Here is a 23667-nt window from a genome sequence, read left to right as displayed (position 1 = left end):
GGGTGAGAGCCGGACCCCTCGACCGCCGACCTCGACCGACCGGATCCGGCGCCCCTGCCCGTCCACTGCGGGCGTGGCAGCAGGCGGCTCTGGAGATCTACCGTGCGCGTTCGGCGTCGGGCGCGCGGGACTTCCTCGCGGTCGCGACGCCGGGCGCGGGCAAGACGACCTTCGCCCTGCAGATCGCCGCCGACCTGCTCGCCGCCGGCGAGATCAGCCGGATCACCGTGGTCGCACCCACCGAGCACCTCAAGCGGCAGTGGGCGGCAGCCGCATCCGAGGTCGGCATCGACCTGGACCCGGACTTCCGCAACGCGGCCGGCGCCACGTCCTCGGACTACACCGGCGTCGCCGTGACCTACGCGCAGGTCGCGGCCCATCCGGCCCTGCACCGGGTCCGCACCGGGGCGCGGCGCACCCTGGTCATCCTGGACGAGATCCATCACGCGGGCGACGCGTTGTCGTGGGGAGAGGCGGTGCGGGAGGCGTTCGCCCCGGCGACCCGCCGGCTCGCCCTGACCGGAACGCCCTTTCGCTCCGACGTCAACCCCATCCCGTTCGTCACCTACCTGCCCGGGACGGACGGCGTGCTGCGCAGCATCGCCGACTCCTCCTACGGTTACGCCGACGCGCTGCGCGACGGGGTCGTCCGTCCGGTGCTGTTCCTGGCGTACTCGGGGGAGATGTCCTGGCGCACGAGCGCGGGGGCGGAGCTGTCGGCGCGCCTGGGCGAACCGTTGACCAGCGACCAGACCGCCGCCGCCTGGCGCACCGCGCTCGACCCCCGCGGCGACTGGATGCCGGCTGTGCTCGCCGCCGCCGACACCCGGCTCTCGCAGGTCCGGGCCGGTGGCATGCCGGACGCGGGTGGCCTGGTCATCGCCACCGATCATGCGACCGCCCGGGCCTACGCCGGGATGCTCGCCCGGCTCACCGGCTCGTCGCCGTCGGTCATCCTCTCCGACGACCCCACCGCGTCCTCGAAGATCGAGAACTTCCGGCGTTCCACCGACCGGTGGATGGTCGCCGTGCGGATGGTCAGCGAGGGCGTGGACGTGCCACGGCTGGCCGTCGGGGTCTACGCCACCTCGGCGTCCACCCCGCTGTTCTTCGCCCAGGCGGTCGGGCGGTTCGTGCGTGGACGCGGCCGGGGCGAGACCGCTTCGGTGTTCCTGCCCAGCGTGCCGTCCCTGCTGGGGCTCGCCGGCGAGATGGAGGTCCAGCGCGACCACGCGCTGGAGAAGTCCCCGCGCGACCCCGACGCCTTCGACGACGACGCGCTGCGCGAGGCCAACCGCCGCCGCGACGCCCCCGACCAGCCCGACACCCTGTTCACCGCGCTCGGCTCGTCCGCCCACCTGGACCGGGTCATCTTCGACGGCGGCGAGTTCGGCACCCCGGCCGCGAGCGGCTCGGTCGAGGAGGAGGACTTCCTCGGCCTGCCCGGCCTGCTCGAACCCGACCAGGTCGCCACGCTGCTGCGGCAGCGGCAGGCCGCCCAGCAGGCCGCGGCGCGCAGGGAGGCGGCGAAGTCTCCCGGGCAGCCGCAGCCGGTGGTACCCACCGCCCGCACCGGCACCGGCGCCGCCGGAGTCGCCGGTGCCGGTGCCAGCGCGGGTATGGACGAGGACGGCGCCACCCGGCCCAAACACGAGATCATCGCCGAGCTGCGCCGCGAGCTCAACCGCCTCGTCGGCATGCACTTCCACCGCACCGGCAAACCGCACGGGATGATCCACGCGGAGCTGCGCCGCAGCTGCGGCGGGCCGCCGAGCGGCCAGGCCACGGCCGCCCAGTTGCAGGCCCGTATCGACACCGTCCGGCGCTGGGCGAGCTGACCCGACCGACACCGACCCACGTCATCAGCTGACCGCCGACCACTGACCGCCACCGCCGACCACTGACCGCCACCGCTGACCGGTGGATCGGATGCTGACCGCCGGTCTGCGGGGCGGGGTGGGGCACGGCGGGGCTGGCGACGCGGCGGGGTCAGCCGCCCTGGGAGACGGTGATCGAGGTGATCTTGGCCTTGCTGGCTGGCGCGCCGTCCGAGCCGCCACCCTCGACCCCGGGCTTGGTGAGCTTGTCCAGCACGTCCAGACCCTGGGTGATCCTGCCGAAGACGGTGTAGCCACCGGCGAGCGCGGCCGCGCCCTGCGTCGTCGGGTTGGCGTAGTTGATGAAGAACTGGCTGCCGTTACTGTCAGGCTGCGAGCTGTGGGCCATCGCGAGGACACCGCGGTCGTAGGTGACACCCTCGGTGTTCTCGTTGGCGTAGCCGTAGCCGGGGCTGCCGGCACCGGTGCCGGTCGGATCCCCGCACTGCAGGACGAAGATGCCGGCCTCGGTGCCGGCCGTCTCACGGTGGCAGGCGGTGTCGTCGAAGTACTTCGTGTCGGCGAGGGTGAGCAGCGCGTGCACGGTGCAGGGGGCCTTGTCGGCGTCCAGGGTCGCGGTCATCGTCCCGGCACTGGTGTTGATCACCATGGTGGCGGGGGAGGTGTCGACCTTGGCGGCGGCCTTGGGCAGCGTCGCGTTGCGGGCCGGGGTCTCGCCGTTGGACGTGTAGACGCAGTCCCCGACCTTGCTGGTCGGCGCGGCGGCCGCGGCGGAGGGGGTCGTCGCCGGGTTCGCCGTGGCGGTGGCGTTGTCGTCGTGGTCCTTGCCGGTGAGCAGGATGGCGGCGATCGACGACGCGGCGACGACGACCACGATGAAGCCGGCCACGATGGCCAGCCGCTGCTGGCGGCGGCGCTGGGTTTGGCGGCGGCGCTCGGCCTGCCGGGTGGCCCGGGCCTCGGCGAGCTCGCGTTGGCGTCGATCCCTCGAACTGGTGGCCACCGTCGCCGGCCCTCCTCATGTATCGACTGACGGTTGTGGACGCCCTACGCCTGCCGGAGTCGGTCCGCACCAGGGGCGGTACGCACCGATGGGCACCGGGACGTGGGCACCGTCACCGTAACCGTTCCACACGGTAACTGTTGTTCCAGGTCGACCGTGGGGGGCGCTCCGACCCACGATGCCGCTTCCAGGATGCCCGGGCTGCCTGTGCGGGGGCTGTCCGTGGCCGGGGAAGGGACGCAGGGGTGGCTGGTAGCGTGGCCGTGGGGGTGCGATGCGGCACCACCACGAGGCGTGATCATTCAGGGGTTGACGCGACGCATGCTCGACAAGCGATTCATCCGGGACAACCCGCAGGCCGTCCGGGACGCGGTCGCCGCCAAGGGCATCGACCTGGATGTCGACGAACTGCTCCAGCTTGACCAGGAGAACCGCAAGCTGCAGTTCGAGGTCGACGAGGCGCAGGCGCAGCGACGCAGCCGCTCGAAGCAGTTCGCGAAGGCCGACGAGGCCCGCCGCGCCGAGCTGCGCGCCGAGCAGGAGGCGTTCGACCGACAGCTCAGGGACAACCGCGAACGCCTCGCCCGCACCGGTGCGCGGCTGGCCGAACTGATGCTCGCCACACCGAACATCCCCTGGTCCGGCGCGCCGGTCGGGCCGGACGAGTCGGCCAACGTCGTGCTGCGCACCGTCGGCGCCCCGCCGAGCTTCGACTTCGACCCGCTCGATCACGTCGAGCTCGCCGAACGCAGGGGCTGGGCCGAGTTCGCCCGGGCCCGGCGGGTGGCCGGCGAGCGGGCCTACGCCCTCGTCGGCGATCTGGTGCTGCTTGAACGCGCGATCCACTCCTACGCGCTGGACCTGCTGCGGGGCAGGGAGTTCACCCCGATCTCGGTGCCGGCGCTGGTCCGTGAGGAGCCGCTGGTCGGCACCGGGATGCTGCCCAAGGGGCGCGAGGAGATCTACGAGATACCCGCCGACGACCTGTTCCTGGCCGGCACCGCCGAGGTCGCTCTCGTCGGGCTGCACGCCGGGGAGATCCTCGAGGCGGCCGCGCTGCCCGTGCGCTACGCCGGTATCTCCGCGTCCTTCCGCCGGGAGATCGGCAGCGCCAGCCGGGATGTGCGCGGCCTGCTGCGGGTGCACCAGTTCGAGAAGGTCGAACAGTTCGTGCTGTGCGCCGCGGACGAGGCCGAGTCGGCCCGCTGGCACGCGGAGCTGCTGGCCACCGCCGAGCGCATCCTCACCGACCTGGGGCTCAGCTACGAGGTGGTCGAGTGCGCCACCGGTGACATGGGCGTCGGCAAGTTCCGGATGAACGACATCAACACCTGGTTTCCCTCGCTTGGCCGCTACCGGGAGACGCACAGCTGCTCGACGCTGCACGACTGGCAGGCCCGGCGGGCGAACCTGCGCTACCGCGACGCCGACGGCACCATCCATTTCGCGCACACGCTGAACAACACCGCGGTCGCCACCCCGCGGCTGCTCGCGGCGCTGCTGGAGAACCACCAGACCGCCGACGCCGGCATCCGGGTGCCCGAGGTGCTACGCCCCTACCTGGGCGGACGCGAGCTGCTCTGAACCCGCGGGGCTGTGGCGGCGGGCCCGGTGGGCGCGGACGAGGGCGGGGCCGGCGACGGCGAGCCGGCGGCGCATCGCCACCGAGACCCGCTGGTCCAACACCTGGTAGTCGGCGCGTTCCACCTCGTCCAGGATGGCGCGGTAGAGCACGAACGCGGTGCGCATGCAGTCGCGTGAGGTGGGGTGCAGCAGGCGGATGCCGGGCTCGGCGCAGCGGAACAGCTCCCGGGCCCGGCTGATCTCGAAGGCGAGCAGCCGGCGCACCGGACCGTCCACCACGCCGGTGGCCAGACGCTCCCGGGTGACGCCGAACAGCGCCAGTGACTCCGCTGGCAGGTAGACGCGACCGCGGCGCAGGTCCTCACCGACATCGCGGATGAAGTTCGCCAGCTGGAAGGCGAGCCCCAGGTCGCGCGCGTAGGGCAGGGCGCTGTCGTCGGACGGTTCGAGCAGGGGCACCATCTGCAGGCCGATGACCGCCGCCGAGCCGTACATGTAGCCGACGAGGTCGTCCCAGGTCGCGTACTCGGTGACGGTGAGATCCATCGCCATGGACGACAGGAACGCCGCGAAGTGGCCCGGGTCGAGGGCGAACCGGCGGATCGTGTCGATCGTCGCCGGCAGCACCGACACCTCGGCCCCCGGGCCACGGCCCGGCCGAGTCTGGCGCCAGCCCGGGCCGTCCGGGCCGCCCGGAACATCCCGGGAGCTCGGGTCATCCGGGTCGTCGGGGGCGTGGCGGTCGTCGGGGTCGCGGCCGAGGGCGGCGTCGACGTGCTGGGGGGTCACACCGGTACGCAGGGCGGTCAGGAACCGTTCGCCCCAGGCGCGTAGCGCGACGGCCCGTTCGGCGTTGCCGAGCTGGGCGTCGAGGTCGTCGACGAGGTCGTCGGCGTGCCGGGCGAAGCCGTACAGGGCGTGGACGTGCGGGCGTTTCCACGCCGGCAGCAGCAGCGTCGCCAGGTAGTAGGTGCGTCCGTGCGCGGCGTGCAGCGCCCGGGCCCGGGCGTAGGACGCCCGCAGCCGCGGATCGGTGATGCCGGCGGCGGCTACGGCGTTCACGGCAGCCGGGAGGTGAAGGCGAGCGAGGTGGCCGCGGCGGCGAAACCGAGAGCCACCGACAGGCCGAGGAACCAGGTGGTGATCTCCCGGTACTCGGTGCGGTAACCGATGGAGCTGCCCAGGTTGCGGTAGACCGAGCGCAGCTCGTCGCCGGTGGCGGCGCGATGGTAGGAACCCTCGGTCTCGTTGGCGATGTCGTGCAGGGCCTGCTCGTTGACGGGGACGGGAACCTCCTGGCCCCCGACGTCCAGGGTGCCGCCGGGGGTGCCGTAGGCGATGGTGTCGACGGGGACGTGGGCCGCCCGGGCGGCCTCGATGGCCTGGGAGTTCGGCCGGCCCCGGGTGGTCTCACCGTCGGAGAGCAGCACGATCGCGGCGGGCGGTGGGTTCTGGCCGCCGGCGGACAGGCGCTGGCTCGCGGTGGTGATGCCCTGCAGGGACGCGAACACGCCTTCGCCGATCGCGGTGGCCGGGCCGAGCTGCAGCCCTCGGATGCCGGCGCGTACCGACTCGCGGTCGGTGGAGGCCGGCACCAGCACGGTGGCGCTGCCGGCGAAGGACACCAGGCCCAGGTTGATCCGCGGGGGCAGCTGGTCGACGAACGCCACGGCGCCCTGCTTGGCCGCCTCCAGCCGGGTGGGGGCGATGTCGGTGGCGGCCATCGAGTTCGACACGTCGATCGCCAGCATGATCGTCGCGCGTTCACGTGGGACGCGTTCGGCGCGGGCCGGGCGGGCCAGCGCGAACACCAGCCCGGCCAGGGTGAGCAGGAGCAGCGCGGCGGGTACGTGCCGGCGCCACCAGGCCGGTCGGCGGGGCAGCACCGAGGCGAGCACGGTGGTCGAGGACAGCCGGGCGGCGTAGACGCGCCGGCGCAGCGACAGCACGACGTAGGCCGCCAGCAGCGCCGCGACCAGCAGGTTGAGCCACAGCCAGTGGCCGGCGAGGAAGTTCACCAGCGCCCCACCGCGGCGGACCGGGCGGGCGTGGGGGTGACCGGGGCCGAGGCCGTGGCCGGGGCGAACAGGGCCCGCCCGGTCGTGCCCGCCCGCCCGACCCGCCCACCGGCCGGCGCGGCCGCGACGGTCGCGGCCAGCGGTGGCCGGCGACCGGCGCCGCGCCCGCGCCGGTTGGCCGCGGCGAACCGGGCGATGTCGACCAGCCAGTCGGAGTCGGTGCGCAGCACCAGATGGTCGGCGCCGGCCCGGCGCAGGGCGAGCGCCACCTCACGCCGGTGCGCCGCGGCCGCCTGGGCGTACCGGGCGCGCAGCCGCCGCGACGAGGTCGGTACCTCCAGCAGGGCGCCGGTCTCGGCGTCGACGACGGGCAGCAGACCGACGGCGGGCAGTTCCAGCTCGAGCGGGTCGAGCACCTCGATGGCGAGCACCTGGTGGCGGGCGGCCAACGCCCGCAGCGGACGTTCCCAGCTCAGGTCGGTGGACTGGAAGTCGGTGATGACCACCGCCAGACCCCGCCGCCGCGGCGGGCGCATCAGGCCGGCGATGGCGACGGACAGGTCGGTGGCCGCGGCCGGCTCGGGGCGGTGCAGCGGCCGGTCGTGGGCGGTGCGGGGGGTGGTGAGCAGGTTGCGCAGCAGCGCTCGCAGACCGGCACGGCCAGGGCGGGCCGGGTAGGCCCTCGTCCCGCCGCCGGTGAGGGCGACGGCGCCCATCCGGTTACCGGTGCGGGCGGTGAGGAAACCGACGGCGGCGGTCGCGGCGATCGTCAGGTCACGCTTGTCCAGCTCGCCGCTGCCGAACTCGGAGCTGGCGGTCAGGTCGACCAGCGCCCAGGTCTCGAGCTCGCGGTCGGCGATGAGATCGTGCACATGCGGGACGGTGGTGCGGGCGGTGACCGCCCAGTCCATCCGGCGCACGTCGTCACCGACGGTGTACTCGCGGCTTTCCGCCTTCTCGCTGCCGTGGCCGGGCAGCAGGCCGAGATGGTCGCCGAGCAGCATGCCGTCGAGGCGGCGCAGCACGGTGAGTTCGAGGCGGCGCAGCGTCCGCTCGATGACCGGATCGGTGCCGGCCGTCATCCGCGCGGGCCCTGCTCGAGGTATTCGGGGAAACCCGACCGTGGGTTGGCGCCCCAGCCGCCGGTGTGCGGGCCGGTGTACGGGCCGCCGGGCCCGCCGGTGACATAGGGGGCCTGCTGACGCGGCGCGACCTGCGGCGGGACGATCGAGGAGACGATGCGCGCGGCGATCGCGTCGGCGGAGAGCCCCTCGGCAAGCGCCTCGTAGGACAGCACCAGCCGGTGCGGCAGCACATCCAGGGCGACGGCGATGACATCGTCGGGGACCACGTAGTCGCGGCCGCGCAGCAGGCCGAGGGCCCGCGCGGCGGCGATCAGGCCCAGCGACGCCCGCGGCGAGGCGCCGTAGGCGAGCTGGCCGCGCAGCTCCGGCAGACCCGCCTGCTCCGGCGCGCGGGTGGCGAGCACGAGGTTCACCGCGAACTCGACGATCGCGTGGTGGACGAACACGTTGTCCGCCCGTTCCTGCAGACGCAGCAGCTTCGCCGGGTCGAGCACCGGCTCGGGCACGGGGGGACGCACCCCCATCCGCCGCACGATCTCCAGCTCCTCGGCCGGGCTCGGGTAGGGCACGGTGACCTTCATCAGGAACCGGTCGCGCTGGGCCTCGGGCAGCGGGTAGACGCCCTCGGACTCGATCGGGTTCTGGGTGGCCAGCACCAGGAACGGCCGCGGCAGCGGATGGGTGACTCCGCCCAGGGAGACCTGCTTCTCCGACATGATCTCCAGCAGGGCCGACTGTACCTTCGCCGGCGCCCGGTTGATCTCGTCGGCCAGCACGAAGTTCGCGAACACCGGCCCGAGTTCCACGTCGAACGACTCGCTCGTGGACTTGTAGATGCGTGCGCCGACGATGTCGGACGGAACCAGGTCGTTGGTGAACTGGATGCGGACGAACGAACCGCCCACCACCGTCGCCAGGGTCTGCACGGCCAGGGTCTTGGCGACCCCCGGCACCCCCTCGAGCAGGCAGTGCCCCCGCGCGAGCAGCGCGACGAGCATCCGCTCGACCATCCGGTCCTGCCCGACGATGACCTTCTTGATCTCGAACAGGGCGCGTTCGAGCAACGCCGCGTCCGTCGTGGTGTCCGGTGCCGCGAGGCTGGCCGGGCTGCGCCCTTGGTCCATGCCGGTATTCTCCCAGCCGCCGGGCGAAATGGGGGACCAACCGAGTCGGCACGGCGAGGTTCCAAGGGACTTCTAACCCCCTGTTCAGGAACTATCGCTCAGCGCAGGGCCCGGGAGCGGTAGTCGCGGCGCGGTCCGAGAACGCGCTCGGCGGCGAGCCGTCCGGAGACGAGCACCATCGGCACGCCGACGCCCGGGCGGGTGCCGCTGCCGGTGAACACCACGTTCGCCAGCCCCGACGCCAGGTTGCCCGGGCGGAACGGGCCGGTCTGCCCCAGCGTGTGGGCGGCGGCGAACGGCGCGCCCGCCGCCATCCCACGGGCCCGCCAGTCCGCCGGCGTCGTCGTGGCCGCCACCTCGATGGCCGCGCCGAAACCCGGATAGCCGCGCCGTTCGCAGGTGGCGATGACCTCGTCGCGGTAGCGCGGGCCGAGCACCGACCAGTCCAGACCGGCGGTGAGGTTCGGGGTGGGAAACAGCACGTAGTAGGCGTGCCCGCCGCCCGGGGCCAGTGTCGGATCGCTGCGCGAGGGCGTGCTGACCAGGAAGGACGGGTCGCTCATCAGCTCGCCGCGGTCGATGATCTCCGCGAAGGTGCGTCGCCAGGCCTGGCCGAAGTGGATGGTGTGATGGGCGGTGTGCGGGTAGTCCACCCGGGCCCCGGCGTGCAGCAGAAAGCAGGACGGGGAGTAGCGCAGCCGCCGCAGCCGCCGTGGCGCCGCCCCCGGGGGCAGCAGGTCGGCGTAGGCGATCGGCAGGTCGGGGTTGAGCACGACCACGTCGGCGGGCACCCGTTCACCCGCCGCGGTGTGCACGGCCACCGCCCGTCCGCCGTGGACCTCCACCCGGGTCACGGTCGTGTCATAACGCAGGGTCACGCCGTGTTTGGCGGCCGCGCCGGCCAGTGCCTCGGGCACGGCGTGCATCCCGCCGGTCGGGTGGTACACCCCGGCGACACAGTCCATGTACGAGATGACCGCGTAGAGCGCCAGCGCGTCGTGCGGGGCGAGACCCGCGTACATCGCCTGGAAGGAGAACAGCCGCCGGGTCCGCTCGTCGCGCAGATGACGGTCGACGACCGGGGCGAGCCGGCGGAACCCGCCGAGCGCGGCGAGCCGGGCCAGCGCCGGACGCATCAGCGTCAGCGGCGAGTCCACCTGAGCGTCGATGAAGTGCGCGAACTGGACCCGGAACATGTCCGTCACCAGCGTGACGAACCGTTCGAAGCCCGCGGCCTCCGCCGGCCCGCACAGCGCGCGGATCTGCGCGGCGGTGTCGGCCGGGTCGGCCCGCACGTCCAGCGACGAACCATCGGCGAAGAACGCCCGGTACATCGGGTCGAGCCGGGTGAGGGTCAGCCAGTCCTCGAGGTTCTCACCGACGCAGTCCAGCGCGTCCGCGAGCAGCTCCGGCATCGTCAGCACGGTCGGCCCGGTGTCGAACTGGTAGTCACCCAGGGCGAGCCGGCCCGCGCGCCCACCGGGGCCCGCCTCCCGTTCGAGCACGGTGACCCGCCGTCCGGCCCCGGCCAGCCGCAGCGCCGCCGACAGCCCGCCCAGGCCCGCACCCACGATGACGATGTGATCTGTTGGCCCCTGTACCGTGCGCATCAAGCCCCGCCTCCCGCCTGCCTGCCCGGTTGCCCGCCCGTGCGTCCCTGCGTCCGTCTGCGTGCGTCTGTGTGCGTCTGTGTGCGTGCGTGCGTCTGTGTGCGTGCGTCTGTGGGCGCCTCTGTCAGCTGCCCGCGCGGCGGGGAGATGCGGCGGCCGTGGTGTCGTCCCTACTGTGTCCGGACGGTGGCCGCGACCGCGAGACGTGACAGCGCGTCGAAGGTCGTGGCGTCCAGAGGGGCGGGGGAGGCCGTGGCCGCGGTCAGGGCGGCGAGGGCCTCTGCGGCGCAGGCCGCGATCCGCTGTTCGGCCAGCTCCAGCGCACCACAGCTGACGACGAACGCCCGTGCCTGGTCGAGTGCCGCGGGAAGATCGGGCCGATCCACCAGGGCCCGCAGCCCGGTCGCGTCCGGCTGACGGGCGGCGAGCGCCAGCAACGCGTTCGGCCGGCCGTTGCGCAGGTCCTCGCCTGCGGGTTTGCCGGTCACCGCCGGATCGCCGAACAGATCCAGGATGTCGTCGCGTAGCTGGAACGCCTCGCCGAGCGGCGCGCCGAAGGCGGCGTACGTCGCCAGCAACTCCGGCGGCGCCCCGGCCAGCAGCGCGCCGAGCTGCAACGGGCGGATCACGGTGTACCCGGCCGTCTTGTACCGGGCGATCCGTCCGATCCGCACCGACGGTCGGCCATCCGGAGCCGACGACTCGTCGTCCTGGCGCGCGGGCGGGTCACTGCCAAGGTCCAGGGGATGGCCGCTGAGGTCGAGGTACTGGCCGGCGACGAGCTCGGTGCGCATCCGGGAGTAGATCGGCCAGGCGCGCAGCAGCGCCGCCGGTTCCAGGCCGCTGGCCATCAGCAGATCGTCCGCCCAGCTCAGAAACAGATCGCCGAGCAGGATGGCGGCCGACTGCCCGAACCGGTCGCTGTCACCGGGCAGCCCGCGGGCGCGATGGCGCAGCGCCAGGTCACGGTGCGCGCTCGCCCGGCCGCGGCGCAGCTCGGAGGCGTCCATAAGATCGTCATGCACCAGCGCGCAGGCATGTAGCACTTCCAGGGACGCGGCGGCCATCACGATTTCGGGACCGTCCGCCGCGCCGACGCCCCGCCACCCCCAGTAGCAGAACGCCGGACGCAGCCGCTTGCCGCCGCCGAGCAGCACCTGTTCGGCCACCTCGAGGAACGGAGCGAGCTCGGGGTCGATCTCGAGCAGCGTGACCCCACGGTCGGCGAGGAACTGACGCAGTACCGCGGACACCCGAACGCGGATGTCCGTCATCGACGGCCGGGGTACGGTGCGGTGTGCCCGTGTTCGACACGCTCGTTGTGGTGATCGCCGTGGTCCTGTTGGCCGCCGCGATCGGCGGTCTTTCCCTGCTGAAACTGCCACCTGCCGAACTCGTCCACACCGTTGACGGTATAGACGCCGTCGAGCTGATGATGGCGGCGGGCCGCGTCGAGGTGGCGGATCGGGCCCGGGACAGCGTCCGGGCCGAGCTCACCGTCCGCCGTCGGCCCGGCCGGGCGGCACCCACCGTGACGACCGTCGGGTCGGTGCTGCGTATCGACGGTCGTCGCAGTGAGGTACGGGTCCGGTTGCAGGTGCCCGCCGGTACCCGGGTGCGGGCCGAACTGCTCACCGGCGAGATCACCCTGTGGGGCGTCGGCGGCGAGCTGTCGCTGGTCACCCGGGACGGCACGATCGCCGGCCGGGAGCTCGGCGCCGGCCCCGTCGCCGCCCGCAGCCGTGAGGGCGACGTGAACCTGCACTTCAGCAGCCCGCCGCGGGACGTCCACGCGCAGAGTGACACCGGCCTGGTGACGGTGATGCTCCCGGACGAGCGTTACGACGTCGCCGTGGAGTCCGGCGACCCGCGTGGCGTCGACCTGAACCTCACCGCGGTGCCCGGCGCCGCCCACCGCGTGGTGGCCCGCACCATCTCCGGTCGGGTGCAGGTCGGCACCACCGCACCGCTGGGCCCGCTGCCCATCTGACGGCCATCCCGACCGCCCGTGGTCCGTCGGTGGTCGTCCCTGACCGGCCTGCTGGCCGCCGGCCGGCCGCTGCCGGCGGGGGCTGTTCCCAGGCGTGGTCTCCGGCGGGCTACGCTCGGAGGATGACGGCGGTTCGTAGTGTGAGCGCGCGACCGACAACGATGGCCGAGTTCCTCGCCGCGGGGCTACCGTCGTTCTCCTTTGAGTTCTTCCCGCCGAAGACGTCGGAGGGAGAACGGCAGCTGTGGACGGCGCTGCGCCAGATCGAGGCGCTGCGCCCGTCCTTCGTCTCGGTCACCTACGGTGCCGGCGGCTCCACGCGGGACGGCACGATCCGCGTGACCGAGCGGATCGCCACCGAGACCACGCTCACCCCCATCGCGCACCTCACCGCGGTCAACCACTCCGTCGCCGAGCTGCGTCAGGTGATCGGCAACTACGCCGGTGCCGGGGTGCGCAACGTGCTGGTGCTGCGCGGCGACCCGCCGGGTGACCCGCAGGGGACGTGGACCGCCCATCCGCAGGGCCTCGAGTACGCGAGCGAACTGGTCAGCCTGGTCCGCGCGGCCGGGGACTTCTGCGTCGGGGTGGCGGCCTTCCCCGACAAGCATCCCCGCTCGCCGGATCTCGACACCGACGCCCGTCATCTGGTCGCCAAGTTCGACGCCGGCGCCGACTACGCCATCACCCAGTTCTTCTTCGGCGCGGACGACTACTTCCGCCTGGTCGAGCGGGTCCGGGCGCTCGGCTGCGACAAGCCGATCATCCCCGGGATCATGCCGGTGACGAACGTGTCGCAGATCGTGCGAATGGCGCAGCTGTCCGGTGCCGCCCTGCCGAGCGACCTGGTGGACCGTCTGCAGGCGGTCGCCGACGATCCGGCCGCTGTGCGCGCCGTCGGCGTCGACGTGGCGACCGAACTCTCCCGTCGCCTGCTCGACGGTGGGGCGCCCGGCCTGCACTTCATCACCCTGAACCGCTCCAGCGCCACCCGGGAGATCTTCCAGGCCGTCCGCTAGCGCGCTGTCAGGTGGGGCTGGACGTGGGTGTGGGGGGCGTCGCGGGCCGGGCGAACACCGCCGCGTACGAGTCGAACACGCACAGCAGCCAGTCCTCGCGGAACGACTGTGTGCGGGCCAGGGAGAATCCCGCCTGGTTGGCGGCGTCGATGACCTGGGTGATCAGCCCCAGGTCGAGGGTGCTGAACACCGAGGGGACGCGCACGGCGAGCATCACCTGATCCCGGTGGGGCGTGAACACGGCTGGCACGTCGAGATCCTCGATGTGCTCCACCACTCCGGTCGCCTGCTCGGTCACGGCACCCCCTGCCCGTGACCCTACGTCCCGGCCACCGTCCTGTCCTCGCTGTTTCATGGATGTGTGCCGAAGCCCGCCCCCGATCCCGCTCGCCGCCCCGATTCGGCCGGTCCCGACCCTGCCGGCCATCCCGATTCGGCCGGTGGTCTCGATCTTGACGGTTATCTCGCTCGCTGGTCGCAGCTGCACGGTGGGTACGACGTCCGCTCGGGGCTGTGGCTCGTCCGGACGTTCCTGACGTTCGTCCACCGGATCGCGCGCCCGCTGGCGGTCCGGCGGGTGGCGCCGTCCGCGGTGACCGCTGGTGGGGTTGTGCTGACCGCGCTGGTGGTGCCCGCGTCGGTCGTGGGTGGGCGGTGGCCGCTGCTCGGCCTGGTCGCGCTGATCCTCGGCGGCGTGGCGGACAGCGTGGATGGCGCGGTGGCGGTGCTGACCGGACGGTCCACCGCGTGGGGTTATGTCCTGGACTCGGTCGCCGACCGCTGTGGTGACGTGCTGTGCCTGGTCGGACTGTGGTGCCTCGGGGCGCCCGGGGGGCTGCTGGTCGCCGCCGGCTGTCTGCTCGGGCTGTTGGAGTACACCCGGGCGCGGGCCGGGAACGCCGGTTTCGGTGAGATCGGTGTAGTGACGGTGGGTGAGCGCCCGACCAGAATGATCGTGACCGGTGCCGGCCTGGTGGGCGCCGGCCTCGTGCCCGGCCTTGCGGACGTCGCCGCCGTCGTCGCGGCCACCGCGACGGTCGTGGTCTGCGCCATCGGGCTGCTCCAGCTCACCGTCACGCTTCGAACCGCCCTCATCGGCGCACCGCCCCCCGCCGGCCCAGCGCCATCGCCACCACCGCCACCATCGCCGGCCCCACCGACGCCGGACGTGTCGCCGTCCTAGGCATCGACGTCGGACGTGGTCGCCGTACGGACGTGTCGCCTGTGCGCAGGTGTCGCCCTACAGGCTTGGTCGCCGCCGGCGTACGGAGGTGTCGCCATGCGGGCGAGGCGTGCGGGGATGGCCAGCCGGTGCGTGGTCGTGGGACGAGTGTTGGTGGCTGATTGCTGGCTATCCGCGGCGATCTTGATTTGTGTACTGAGTGTTTGCGGAGGCTAACTGGGGCGGCGGATTGCGGAACCGAATTCGCGGTAGATGTCTCCTTTTCCTGCCGAATTTGCGGACGTATTGCTACGATCCGGCCGTATGCTCGTTTCGCCGATCACGATGGTCCTGGCCGCGGGGTTCGGCGTCGAGCCGCCCACCCCGCGATAAAGGATTCGGGAAAAGATGCTGTCGCAGATCGCCCGCAGATCGTCCCCACTTCGTCTGGTCGCCGCGGTTTTCGCGCTTGCCACCGCGGTGACCCTCAGCCTGCTGCCCAGCTGGGGCGCGCAGGCCGCCACCCCGCCCCCGGCCGCCCCGGCGGCCTCGGACGCGGCCCCGCTGGCGAAGGCCGTACCGTCCGCTCCCGGCCGGGTGCTGCTGCTCGGGCGGATCGCGCATCCGCTGGTGCTCAGCGTCAACGACCTTGCCACCAGGTACCCGCAGCACACCCAGACCGTCACCTTCCAGAGCGGCGCCGGCCCGCAGACCCACACCTACACCGGGCCGCTGCTCTACGACGTGCTGCAGGCGGCCAAGCCGTCCTTCCGGGCCGACGTGAAGAACGACTCGCTGCGCTACGCGGTGGTCGTCCACGCCAGCGACAACTACGAGTCGGTCGTGTCCTTCCCCGAGATCGACCCCGGCTTCGGTAACACCGCGAGCCTGCTGGCCGTGACCGAGGACGGCACGTCGCTGGCCACCGCCGGTCCGCGGCTGACCGCGCCCAAGGACACCAAGGGCGGTCGCTACGTGAGCAACGTCGTCGCCGTCGCCCTGGTGCGGGCCGGTCTGTAGCACCGCACCGGGTCTCGTCGGCCCCGCCGGATGTTCTAGGCGGGGCCGACGAGGTCGGCGACGATCGCCGCCGACAGCACCACCAGCGGCAGGCCGCCACCGGGATGCGCCGAGCCGCCGACGTGGAACAGGCCCCTGACGGCGGTCGCGTTCGGCGGGCGCAGGAACGCCGAACGCGCACCGTGCGAGGCCGTCCCGTAGATCGCCCCGCCGGGTGCCCCCGTGCGCCGCTCGAGATCGGCCGGGGTGATCGTCTCGTACCAGCGCAGCCGGTCCCGCACGTCGAACCCGCGGGCCGCCAGCAGGTCCAGCACATGGCGCGCGTAGCCGTCGGCGAGCCCCGGCCGATCCCAGTCCAGCCCGGCCTCACCCGCCGAGGGCAGGTGCGGCGCGGCGTTGACCAGGACGAACCAGGCCTCGCCGTCCGGTGGGGCGCAGGCCGGGTCGTCCGGGGTGTGCAGGTAGATCGCCGGGTCGGTGGGTAGCTGTCCGGTGAACACCGCGTCGAACTCGGCGTCGTAGTCCGCCGGGAACGTCACCGTGTGGTGCGCGAGCGGGCGGGTGGAGCCGGGTGGCCGCCTGGTGAGGGCGAGCAGCAGCACGAACCCCGACATCGACCGGTTCGCCCGCCGCACCTGACGGCGCCCGGCCCGGCCGAGCCCCGACGGCAGCATCCCGCCGTACAGCGCCGCCGCGTCGACGTTCGCGACGACGACGTCCGCGGGCAGCCGGATGCCGTCGGCGAGGCGGACACCGTCGACCCGCCCGCCCGGCGTGCACGTCACCGCACGCACCCGGGTGCCGGTCAGGACCCGGGCCCCGCAGCGGCGCGCCCGCGCGTCGATCGCCGCACCGAGCCGGCGCAGCCCACCCGGCACATACCAACCGCCGAACCGGCGTTCGGCGTGCAGGACCGACACCAGCGCCGCGGGTGCCCGCCGTGGGTCGGACCCGGAGTAGGTGGCGTAACGGTCCAGCATCAGACGCAGCCGCGGGTCCCGCACCATCGACTGGCCGAGCCCGCGCAGGCTGCGCCAGGGCGCGACCGCCGGGATGTCCCCGGGTGCCGCCCAGGCCAGCCGGCCAAGCCCGGCCGCCCGCACCGGACTGGCCAGGAACGGCCGTTCGGCCGCGTCGAAGACACGCGCGGCCCGCGCGGCCAGGCGCCGCCAGTCCGCGCCGGCCGGTGCGCCGAGCCGGGCGTCGAGTTCGGCGAGGAACGCCTCCTCGTCGGCGTGTGCGGCCAGGACGGTGCCGTCGGCGAACCGGTAGGCGGCGATCGGATCGAGCCGACGCAACTCGAGTTCGTCCTGGCCGGGGGGGCCGCCGGTCGCGGCGAACAGATCCTCGAACACGTGCGGCATGGTCAGCAGGGACGGGCCGGTGTCGAAGCCGTAGCCGTCGCGCTCGTACCACCCGAGCTTGCCGCCCACCGCCGGATTCTGCTCGCAGACGGTGACCTCATGCCCGGCCGCCGCCAGCCTGGCCGCCGCCGCCAGCCCGCCCACACCGGCACCGATCACCACCACCTGGGCCACGGAGCCGACTCTACGACCCGGCTCCGACCCGCACGGCCCGGGCTGGACGACCCGCGATGCGGACGGTCCCGCGGGATCGCGGATTCCCACCTCACCCGGGCGGCTGCTCCGGGTGCTCCATCGGGTGGACCCCGCCCATCCACCGATCGGTGGACGCGGTGACCGGGCGGCCCTTCCAGGTGGCCTGGCCGCGGCGGCGACGCCACCAGGACACCGTGGTGAGGTAGCCGAGCAGGCCGATCGAGACCGGGTGGGCGAGCGGATCGGGCCAGACCCGGCCGCCGGTGCGGCGGGCGGCGATCGTCCGGCTGGTGACGCCGGCGAGGTAGCCGAGGACACCGGCGGGGCGTCCGCGCAGGGCGGCGAGCGCCGGCAACACGTACAGCCAGCCCAGCAGGCCGACCTGGGCGGCGCTGGCCGCCGGGCTGCCACCGGCGGCGGCCAGCGACTTGGCGTAGCCGTCGCGCAGGGACAGCCAGTCGGTGTACATCCGGTTGTCGGCCAGCGGCGTGCCGTCGGTGACGACGCCCCGTCCGCCGGCCCGCTTGACGGCGCGCAGCAGGGCGACGTCCTCGATGATCTGGTCGCGCACGGCGGCGTGCCCGCCGGCCCGCCGGTAGGCGGCCGCGTCGACGCACAGGAACTGTCCGCCGGCCGCGGACAACGACGGGCGCGGGCTTCGCTCGGCGATCCGCAGCGGCAGCAGCGCGAGCCACAGCCAGGACAGCAACGGCTGGACGAGCCGTTCGGCGATCCCACCGGCCGCCTGACGCGGATACGGCGAGATCAGGTCGAGTCCGGTGGCGCGCAGCAGCAGGACGGCCCGGGCCAGCCCGTCCGGCGCCAGCGTCACGTCGGCGTCCACGAAGACGAGCGCGCTGCCACGGGCGAGCGCGGCGGCCCGCGCGCAGGCATGCGGTTTGCCGAGCCAGCCGGCCGGCGGCGCGCCGCCACGCAGGGCGACGACGCGTGGGTCGCGGTCCGCCCAGGCGGCGAGCAGCCGGTCGGTGCCGTCGGTGGACTCGTCGTCGTAGACGAGGATCTCCAGCCGGGGCAGGTGGGTGGCGGCGAGCAGGGCCGCGAGACAGTCGTCGAGGCGGCCGGCCTCGTCGCGGACCGGCAGGATCACCGAAACACCCTCGGGGACGGTCGTGGCTGGTGGGGCGACCCGCAGCAGCCGCGCGTTGCAGGCCGTGTGCACCGCGACGCACACCGAGGCGACCGCCGCCGACCGCACGACCGCCGACCAGGCGGCTGCCGACCACGTGGTCGCCGACCGTGTGGCCGCGAACCGTGTGGCCGCGAACCGTGTGGCCGCGAACCGTGTGGCCGCGAACCGTGTGGCCGCGAACCGAGGGGCCGCCGACCGGCTGTCCGGCGGCGACGGTGTCGCCGGGGAGCGCGGGCGCTTCACCGGCGCGCTCGCGGACCGGCCGGGTCGCGGGCCGGGACATCGCTGCGCCAGCGGCGCAGCGCGAGCACAAGGGTCGCGCCCATGGCGATCCCGCCGATCGCCGCGACTCCCGGACGGCCGAAGAACGTGAGGTTCGCCAGCACCGAGGACAGATACGTCCAGCAGAGCATCACCAGTGGAACACCCTCGGACGCGGATGCGCGCGCGGACGTGGGCTCGGGCTCAGGTGTGCGGTCGGGCAGGGCGAGCAGGGCGCCGATCATGACCGTGCCGGCCAGCAGCCAGCCGAGGAAGTTCGAGATCGGGATGCCGTTGAGGGCCGGTCCCCCTGCGGCCGCCCAGGTCCAGTGGCCGGCCTCGACCATCTGCGGGTCGAGGAAGAGATCCCAGGTGGCGAGGACCAGGCCGCCCAGCAGGGCGGCCCGGTCGGGGGTCCGCCGGTGACGTCGGACCAGGACGTAGGTGGGGTAGGCCATCATCGCCCAGGCCAGCGGTATCACCGCGGTGACACCGAACACCCGCGGGCCCAGTGACGTCCCGTAGGTGTAGTGGCCGAAGGGGATGCCGGTGTGGACTCCGAGCAGCTCCACCCCCAGCCCGCCGCCGACGGCGATGACCACGTAGCCGGCGGTCCAGGCCAGCCCGCGGGTGACGGCCGCGTGGGTGGTGCTGGTGAGGAAGAAGAGCACCACCACGATGATCGTGAGGGCGTCCAGCGCGTGGTCCGGCATCAGCGGGTAGGCGATCTGCGCCAGGATCGTGGCCGCGGCCAGCAGGTGGGGCGCCCGGGGTGTCAGGGACACCGGGCGGGCGGACATCAGCGGACGGGCGCCGGTCTGCCGGTGCCCGGCGCATGCCCGTCGCCGGCAGCGCCCCGCGCGGTCGCGCTCTGGCTGACGCTGCCCTGCGTGACGCTGCTGTGCGTGACGGTGCTGTGCGGGGCGGGTTCCGGGACGGGGCCGGCCAGTTCCTTGCCGAGCACGGCGTAGGGGGTGACGGTGCCGGGGAACTGGAAGTCGCTGAGCAGCGGGACGAAGCCCTCGCTGTCGTAGAGCCGGCGGGCGCGGCTGCCGTGCGGTTCGAGGGCGGACAGCGCCGCGGTGCGCTGCGGCGCGTCGCGCAGCAGTTCGCGCAGCAGCTGACGGCCCAGGGTGTGGCCCTGGTAGGCGGGCAGCACGTGCAGTTCGACGACCTCGAGGACGTCGTCCAACCAGTGCCGGGCCGAACCCGGGGAGATGGCGGTGAGCGCGTCGACGACGACGTCGTGCCACCACTGGCCGGGCAGGCCGGGCAACGCGTAGGTGATGCCGACGAGGGTGTCATCGGAGGTGACGGCGGCGACGGCGCGCAGGTCAGGACGGTCGAAGTGGCGGCGCGCGTGGTGGGCGCGGTCGCGGGCGGCCCGGACGGGGTCGGGTTCGTGCAGGTCGAGGAAAGCCGCCTTGTACACCCCGATGACGTCGTCCAGTCGGGCCCGCATACGACTCGACGACCACCGGACCACGCTGATGTCCACGTCGGTCACCGGCGTCGCCTCCTGTCCGCCCCCTGCGGCCTGCTCGCACAGCCCGGCACCGAACAGGCCCGCAGGGCGGTACCGGCGGGCCAGCGGGCCAGGGCGCATCCTCACATCGCCTGACGATAACGCGGCCATCGCCGAGGGCGCCGGCCGACGGGAGCGCCTGCTACGTAACGTCGTCACTCTGCCGCGCAGGGCGCTTTCTCCCGGATGGAGGGCAGGCCGATCCGGTCGCCCGCCATGGCCAGTCCCGCGCAGCGTGCGGTGCCCTGGAGCAGGTCAGCGGCCAACATCGCGATGGCTGGTGCCTGCACGGCGCCGCCGGCGTTGGTGCCCGCGGCGATCACCACCCGACCGTCATGGCCAGGAAGGGCGGTGACCAGGGGTAGCCCGTCCGGGGTAGCGGGACGGGTGCAGATCCGGATGTCGCGGACGTCGTCGCGGTGCAGGTCGGGGAACAGACCGCCCACCGCCGCGAGGGTGCTCTCCTGGAGTTCGGCGAGGCCGTCGGCCGCCGCGGCGGCGTCGCGGGCGGTCAGCCCCAGGTAGCCGAAGCCGGCGCTGACGTGGATGAGCGTCCCGTCGGGGCAGAGCGTCACGTTCATCACACCGAGCGGATCACCGGCGTGGATCTTCACGGGTCGGTGCAGCCCCGGGTTCGGCAGGGTCAGCGACACCCCCAGCATCTGGCTGACGGCGCCGGCGCCCGGCCAGTCCGATCCGCACAGGCGGACCAGCTCACGGCCACCCACGGTGACGACGACCTGGCCCGCCCGCACCAGCCGGCCCGCCGCCAGCCGCAGCAGCACCGCGTTCCCGGTCGCCTCGAGGCTGTCCACCTGGCTGTCCGCCCGCACCTCGACACCAAGACCGACGAGGTGTCGGAGCAGCCGTCCGGCAAGATCATGAATGTTGACGGCGTAGCCGTCCACCTCGACCGCCCCCGCGACGGTGCGCGGCCCACCGGGCAACGGGATCGTGCGGCCCAGCCCCGGCCAGTCCCGCCGGAGCACCTCGTCGGACAGCCGCGTGACATCGCCGCCGGCCCGTCGTTGCAGCTGCTCGCCGGCGTCGAGGTCGGCGCCGCCCAGGTAGACCCGGGTGAGCCGGCTGTCCTGGCGCAGTCCCGTCAGCCAGGTCGCCTCGACCCCGGTGAACAGATGCGACCAGCCGCGCAGACCGAGGCGGTTCAGGGCGATCACCAGGTCCTCGGTGGCGGCGTGCAGACCGGGCTGGTCGGCGCGGTCGGCGAACGCCCGCGCCCAGGCCGCCTCGACCGGATCCAGGGTGGCGGGGTCCCGCAGCGCCCAGCCACCCGCGGCGGGGGAGCGGGTGAGCACGTCGATGCGGCCGAGGTCCGCCTGCGGCAGGGATTCGGTCGCGGACAGGTGGCGGGCGTTCGCCCCACCGAACGTCGTGCCCTGCTCGGCGTGGTCGGCGCGGTCCGCGGGGGCGGCGTCCAGCAGCAGAATCCGTCGATGTCCCTGGGCGTGCAGCAGCAGGGCGGTGGTCAGGCCGACGATCCCCCCGCCGAGCACCACCACCTGCGGCCCGTCCACCGCACCGGCGCCGGCGCCGATGTCAGGGCTGCCGCCCTCAACGTTGACGCGGTCAACGCCGGTGGCGGCAACGCTGGTGGCGCCGCGGGCGGTGAGGATGGCATCGGTGGCGGCCGGGGGTGGGAACAGCTCGGTCCCGGTGAGATCGTCCAGATCCGCTCGGCCGAGGGCGGTGAGGACGGCCTGGTCCAGATCGGCCTCGCAGGCCGGGGCGCGCATCGCCGCGGAGCACAGGGTGAACCCGGGGCGTGTCACCCCGCCGTCCGCCTGGATCCGGCTCGCGAGCAGGGTGCGCACGCCGACGAGCAGGCGGGGGGCGTTGTCCAGCACGACGGTGAGATCGCGCCGGTCGTAGGCATCGAGCAGGGCCTGCGCCGTCCAGATCTCGGGTTCGCTGACGCAGACCAGCCGGTCGCCGCCGAACGTCCGAAGGCGGGCCGCGTCCAGCAGGTCGACGCTCGCCCACCGGCCGGAACTGGTCAGTGGCACCGCGACACTGACGGCGTTCGCCGCCTCGAGCACCTCCTCGGCGCGGGCCGCCACCTGGATTCGGTCCAGGGGCAACCGGTGCCGGCCGGCCCAGACGGCGGCGGCCGACCGGTCCGCCACCAGCGACGGCGCGCACACCACCAGCCGGTGGCCCCGGGCGACGGCCGCTCTGGCCACCCGTCCGTTGATGTTGCCGGCGCCGACGAGCCCCAGGATCGGACGCGCACCGTCCGCCGCCGCGCTGCCCGCCTCGGCCGTCCCGGATGCGCCGGTGGGGGCGTGGGCGGTGGGGGGCGCCGGGAACAGCCGGTCGATGACGAACTGGGCGACGTGACGGGCGTTCACCTCGGGGGTGTTACGCACGGTGATACCGAGTTCGGTGGCGACGCCGAGATCGATGGCGGCCAGTGAGGTGCCGCGGCGCACCAGCAGCAGCGACCGGCGGTCGTGGGTGCGCCGGACGGCCATGGCCCAGCGGGTCAGCACGGTGGCATCGACCGCGTTCGCGCCGACCACGAGGGTGTGTGGGCGCAGCGTGACCAGTGCCTCGACGAGCTCCGCCGGGCTGCCGGCGAGGTCGGGGCGCAACGTCACGGCCGCGGTGTCGGCAAGCCGGCCGGCCGCCCGGGGGCCGAGCGCCGTGGAGATCAGGGTCCGTCGGCGGTCGGATGCGGCTGGGGGTGCCTGATCGCGAGACGTCAACATGCGATGTACTTCATCCCGGTTCGTCGGGGGCGCGTGCGTCGGCTCCGCGGGGTGCCGCGTCGGCACGCGGGGGGCGCAGACCCGGTGGCCCGTCGGATGCGTCCACCGTGCCGAACCGGCGTCAACGAGATGTCAACGACGCCCGCAGACCGGCCGGTCCGACGCAGCCGCGGCGCCGATCTTCAACGGAGCGTCAACCCGGGGTCGGCGCCAGGTGCAGCAGCGGATCACGTCCGCCGAGGGTGCCGCGGGAGGCGAGCACGGCGAAACGGGCGAACATCTGCTCGCTGTACCAGCCGACCTCCGGGGTGCGCCGCACGACCTCGGCGTGCGCCGGCCGGCCGTAGGCGAACCGGCGCAACGAGGCGGTGTCGTGCCACAGGCTGAACGTCCCGGTCAGACCGACCGGCGCCTCCCCGATCCCGGCGCAGAACAGCAGCCCCTCGGCCTGGGCGAGGTCGGCGACCACCGCCGGCACGGCCCGGCGGAAGGTCAGGGTGTGCCGGGCTGCGAGCCGGGCCCGGGTGATCACCGCGATCCGGGCGTCCTCGGCCGCGGCGGGCCAGTGCGCGGTGCTCGGGTCACCGAACGGTTCCCGCCGCGACCACTGGCCCCGCGCCGACAGAGGATGCAGATCGATACGCCAGCGTTCCTCGGCCAGGGCAGCCCAGGCCCGGATCGGCGCCGAGCGTTCGAACGACCGCGCCGCCGACCGGGTCTCCCAGACCGACAGCATCGCCCACTGCCGCGGGTCGGCCCCACGCATGCCCAGGCTGTTCGCCGAGCCCGTCCCCAGCAGTTTGGCGAACCGTAGCCCGCTGATGTGGCGCAGCGCCGCCCGGTCGGTGGCCACCCGGGCCACGGCATGCCCCACCCGGCGGCGGGGGACCCGCCAGAAGTCGACGGTCACCAGCGGTGCGCCGGCTCCCGTGGGACCCGACGGATTCGACGAGCTCGTCCCAGTCATCCGCGCATCTCCTCTGATCCGCG

20 protein-coding genes are annotated in these 23667 nt (G+C 73.7%); 6 read left to right on the top strand and 14 right to left on the bottom strand.

What is annotated here, in order from left to right; genetic code table 11:
* Positions 1–2: 2 nt before the first annotated feature.
* Positions 3–1838: a DEAD/DEAH box helicase gene (locus MXD59_RS09920; protein WP_248824431.1), complete on the top strand. Its 1836-nt coding sequence runs from the start codon at positions 3–5 to the stop codon at positions 1836–1838.
* 151 nt (positions 1839–1989) lie between these two features.
* Here MXD59_RS09920 and MXD59_RS09915 read toward each other — a convergent pair whose 3' ends face one another.
* Positions 1990–2841 (bottom strand): peptidylprolyl isomerase, encoded by an 852-nt coding sequence (locus tag MXD59_RS09915; protein WP_248824430.1) that lies wholly within the window; start codon positions 2839–2841, stop codon positions 1990–1992.
* A gap of 321 nt (positions 2842–3162) precedes the next feature.
* Here MXD59_RS09915 and serS point away from each other — a divergent pair, with 321 nt between their 5' ends.
* Positions 3163–4425: a serine--tRNA ligase gene (gene serS / locus MXD59_RS09910; RefSeq protein WP_248824429.1), complete on the top strand. Its 1263-nt coding sequence runs from the start codon at positions 3163–3165 to the stop codon at positions 4423–4425.
* Here the strand turns inward: serS and MXD59_RS09905 are convergent.
* The 6 genes from MXD59_RS09905 to MXD59_RS09880 form a co-directional block, all read right to left on the bottom strand.
* Positions 4390–5487: a phytoene/squalene synthase family protein gene (locus MXD59_RS09905; RefSeq protein WP_248824428.1), complete on the bottom strand. Its 1098-nt coding sequence runs from the start codon at positions 5485–5487 to the stop codon at positions 4390–4392. The two genes, serS and MXD59_RS09905, sit on opposite strands and share 36 nt — an antisense overlap.
* Positions 5484–6443 (bottom strand): VWA domain-containing protein, encoded by a 960-nt coding sequence (locus tag MXD59_RS09900; protein ID WP_248815213.1) that lies wholly within the window; start codon positions 6441–6443, stop codon positions 5484–5486. Before MXD59_RS09900 ends, MXD59_RS09905 begins: the two co-directional genes overlap by 4 nt.
* On the bottom strand, positions 6440–7525 hold the full coding sequence (locus tag MXD59_RS09895) for a DUF58 domain-containing protein (RefSeq protein WP_248824427.1): 1086 nt from the start codon (positions 7523–7525) through the stop codon (positions 6440–6442). The genes MXD59_RS09900 and MXD59_RS09895 overlap by 4 nt, the downstream gene beginning before the upstream one ends.
* On the bottom strand, positions 7522–8652 hold the full coding sequence (locus tag MXD59_RS09890; protein WP_248824426.1) for an AAA family ATPase: 1131 nt from the start codon (positions 8650–8652) through the stop codon (positions 7522–7524). The genes MXD59_RS09895 and MXD59_RS09890 overlap by 4 nt, the downstream gene beginning before the upstream one ends.
* Before the next feature lie 98 nt (positions 8653–8750).
* On the bottom strand, positions 8751–10262 hold the full coding sequence (crtI, locus tag MXD59_RS09885; protein WP_248824425.1) for a phytoene desaturase family protein: 1512 nt from the start codon (positions 10260–10262) through the stop codon (positions 8751–8753).
* Between the two features lie 170 nt (positions 10263–10432).
* The gene (locus MXD59_RS09880; protein WP_248824424.1) at positions 10433–11536 is read right to left on the bottom strand and encodes a polyprenyl synthetase family protein; all 1104 of its coding nucleotides are present in this window, start codon (positions 11534–11536) and stop codon (positions 10433–10435) included.
* Between the two features lie 23 nt (positions 11537–11559).
* Here MXD59_RS09880 and MXD59_RS09875 point away from each other — a divergent pair, with 23 nt between their 5' ends.
* Both MXD59_RS09875 and metF read left to right on the top strand, forming a co-directional pair.
* Positions 11560–12252: a DUF4097 family beta strand repeat-containing protein gene (locus MXD59_RS09875; protein WP_248815218.1), complete on the top strand. Its 693-nt coding sequence runs from the start codon at positions 11560–11562 to the stop codon at positions 12250–12252.
* Between the two features lie 122 nt (positions 12253–12374).
* Entirely contained in the window at positions 12375–13271 is an 897-nt protein-coding gene (gene metF, locus MXD59_RS09870; RefSeq protein ID WP_248815219.1) for a methylenetetrahydrofolate reductase [NAD(P)H], read from the top strand.
* Between the two features lie 7 nt (positions 13272–13278).
* Here the strand turns inward: metF and MXD59_RS09865 are convergent, their stop codons facing one another.
* Positions 13279–13569, bottom strand: a complete 291-nt coding sequence (locus MXD59_RS09865; RefSeq protein WP_248824423.1) for a hypothetical protein — start codon at positions 13567–13569, stop codon at positions 13279–13281.
* 63 nt (positions 13570–13632) lie between these two features.
* Here MXD59_RS09865 and MXD59_RS09860 point away from each other — a divergent pair, with 63 nt between their 5' ends.
* Both MXD59_RS09860 and MXD59_RS09855 read left to right on the top strand, forming a co-directional pair.
* The gene (locus MXD59_RS09860; protein ID WP_308301682.1) at positions 13633–14454 is read left to right on the top strand and encodes a CDP-alcohol phosphatidyltransferase family protein; all 822 of its coding nucleotides are present in this window, start codon (positions 13633–13635) and stop codon (positions 14452–14454) included.
* 387 nt (positions 14455–14841) lie between these two features.
* Positions 14842–15453 (top strand): hypothetical protein, encoded by a 612-nt coding sequence (locus MXD59_RS09855; RefSeq protein WP_248824422.1) that lies wholly within the window; start codon positions 14842–14844, stop codon positions 15451–15453.
* Positions 15454–15488: 35 nt separating this feature from the next.
* On the opposite strand, the gene MXD59_RS09850 is transcribed toward MXD59_RS09855, so the two are convergent.
* From MXD59_RS09850 to MXD59_RS09825, 6 genes are all read right to left on the bottom strand, one after another.
* Positions 15489–16991 carry a phytoene desaturase family protein gene (locus MXD59_RS09850; RefSeq protein ID WP_248824421.1) on the bottom strand — a complete coding sequence of 501 codons (1503 nt, stop codon included), beginning with the start codon at positions 16989–16991 and terminating at the stop codon, positions 15489–15491.
* Between the two features lie 91 nt (positions 16992–17082).
* Entirely contained in the window at positions 17083–18228 is a 1146-nt protein-coding gene (locus MXD59_RS09845) for a glycosyltransferase family 2 protein (RefSeq protein WP_248824420.1), read from the bottom strand.
* A gap of 173 nt (positions 18229–18401) precedes the next feature.
* Positions 18402–19223, bottom strand: a complete 822-nt coding sequence (gene cruF / locus MXD59_RS09840; protein ID WP_248824419.1) for a bisanhydrobacterioruberin hydratase CruF — start codon at positions 19221–19223, stop codon at positions 18402–18404.
* Entirely contained in the window at positions 19223–19885 is a 663-nt protein-coding gene (locus tag MXD59_RS09835) for a GNAT family N-acetyltransferase (RefSeq protein WP_248824450.1), read from the bottom strand. The genes cruF and MXD59_RS09835 overlap by 1 nt, the downstream gene beginning before the upstream one ends.
* A gap of 218 nt (positions 19886–20103) precedes the next feature.
* On the bottom strand, positions 20104–22677 hold the full coding sequence (locus MXD59_RS09830) for an FAD-binding oxidoreductase (RefSeq protein ID WP_248824418.1): 2574 nt from the start codon (positions 22675–22677) through the stop codon (positions 20104–20106).
* A gap of 193 nt (positions 22678–22870) precedes the next feature.
* Positions 22871–23644 carry a spheroidene monooxygenase gene (locus tag MXD59_RS09825; protein ID WP_248824417.1) on the bottom strand — a complete coding sequence of 258 codons (774 nt, stop codon included), beginning with the start codon at positions 23642–23644 and terminating at the stop codon, positions 22871–22873.
* Positions 23645–23667 lie beyond the last annotated feature (23 nt).

Source organism: Frankia umida, from assembly GCF_023242945.1.
Taxonomy (GTDB): Bacteria; Actinomycetota; Actinomycetes; order Frankiales; family Frankiaceae; genus Frankia; species Frankia umida.
This window is presented reverse-complemented; position numbering and strand designations above follow the sequence as displayed.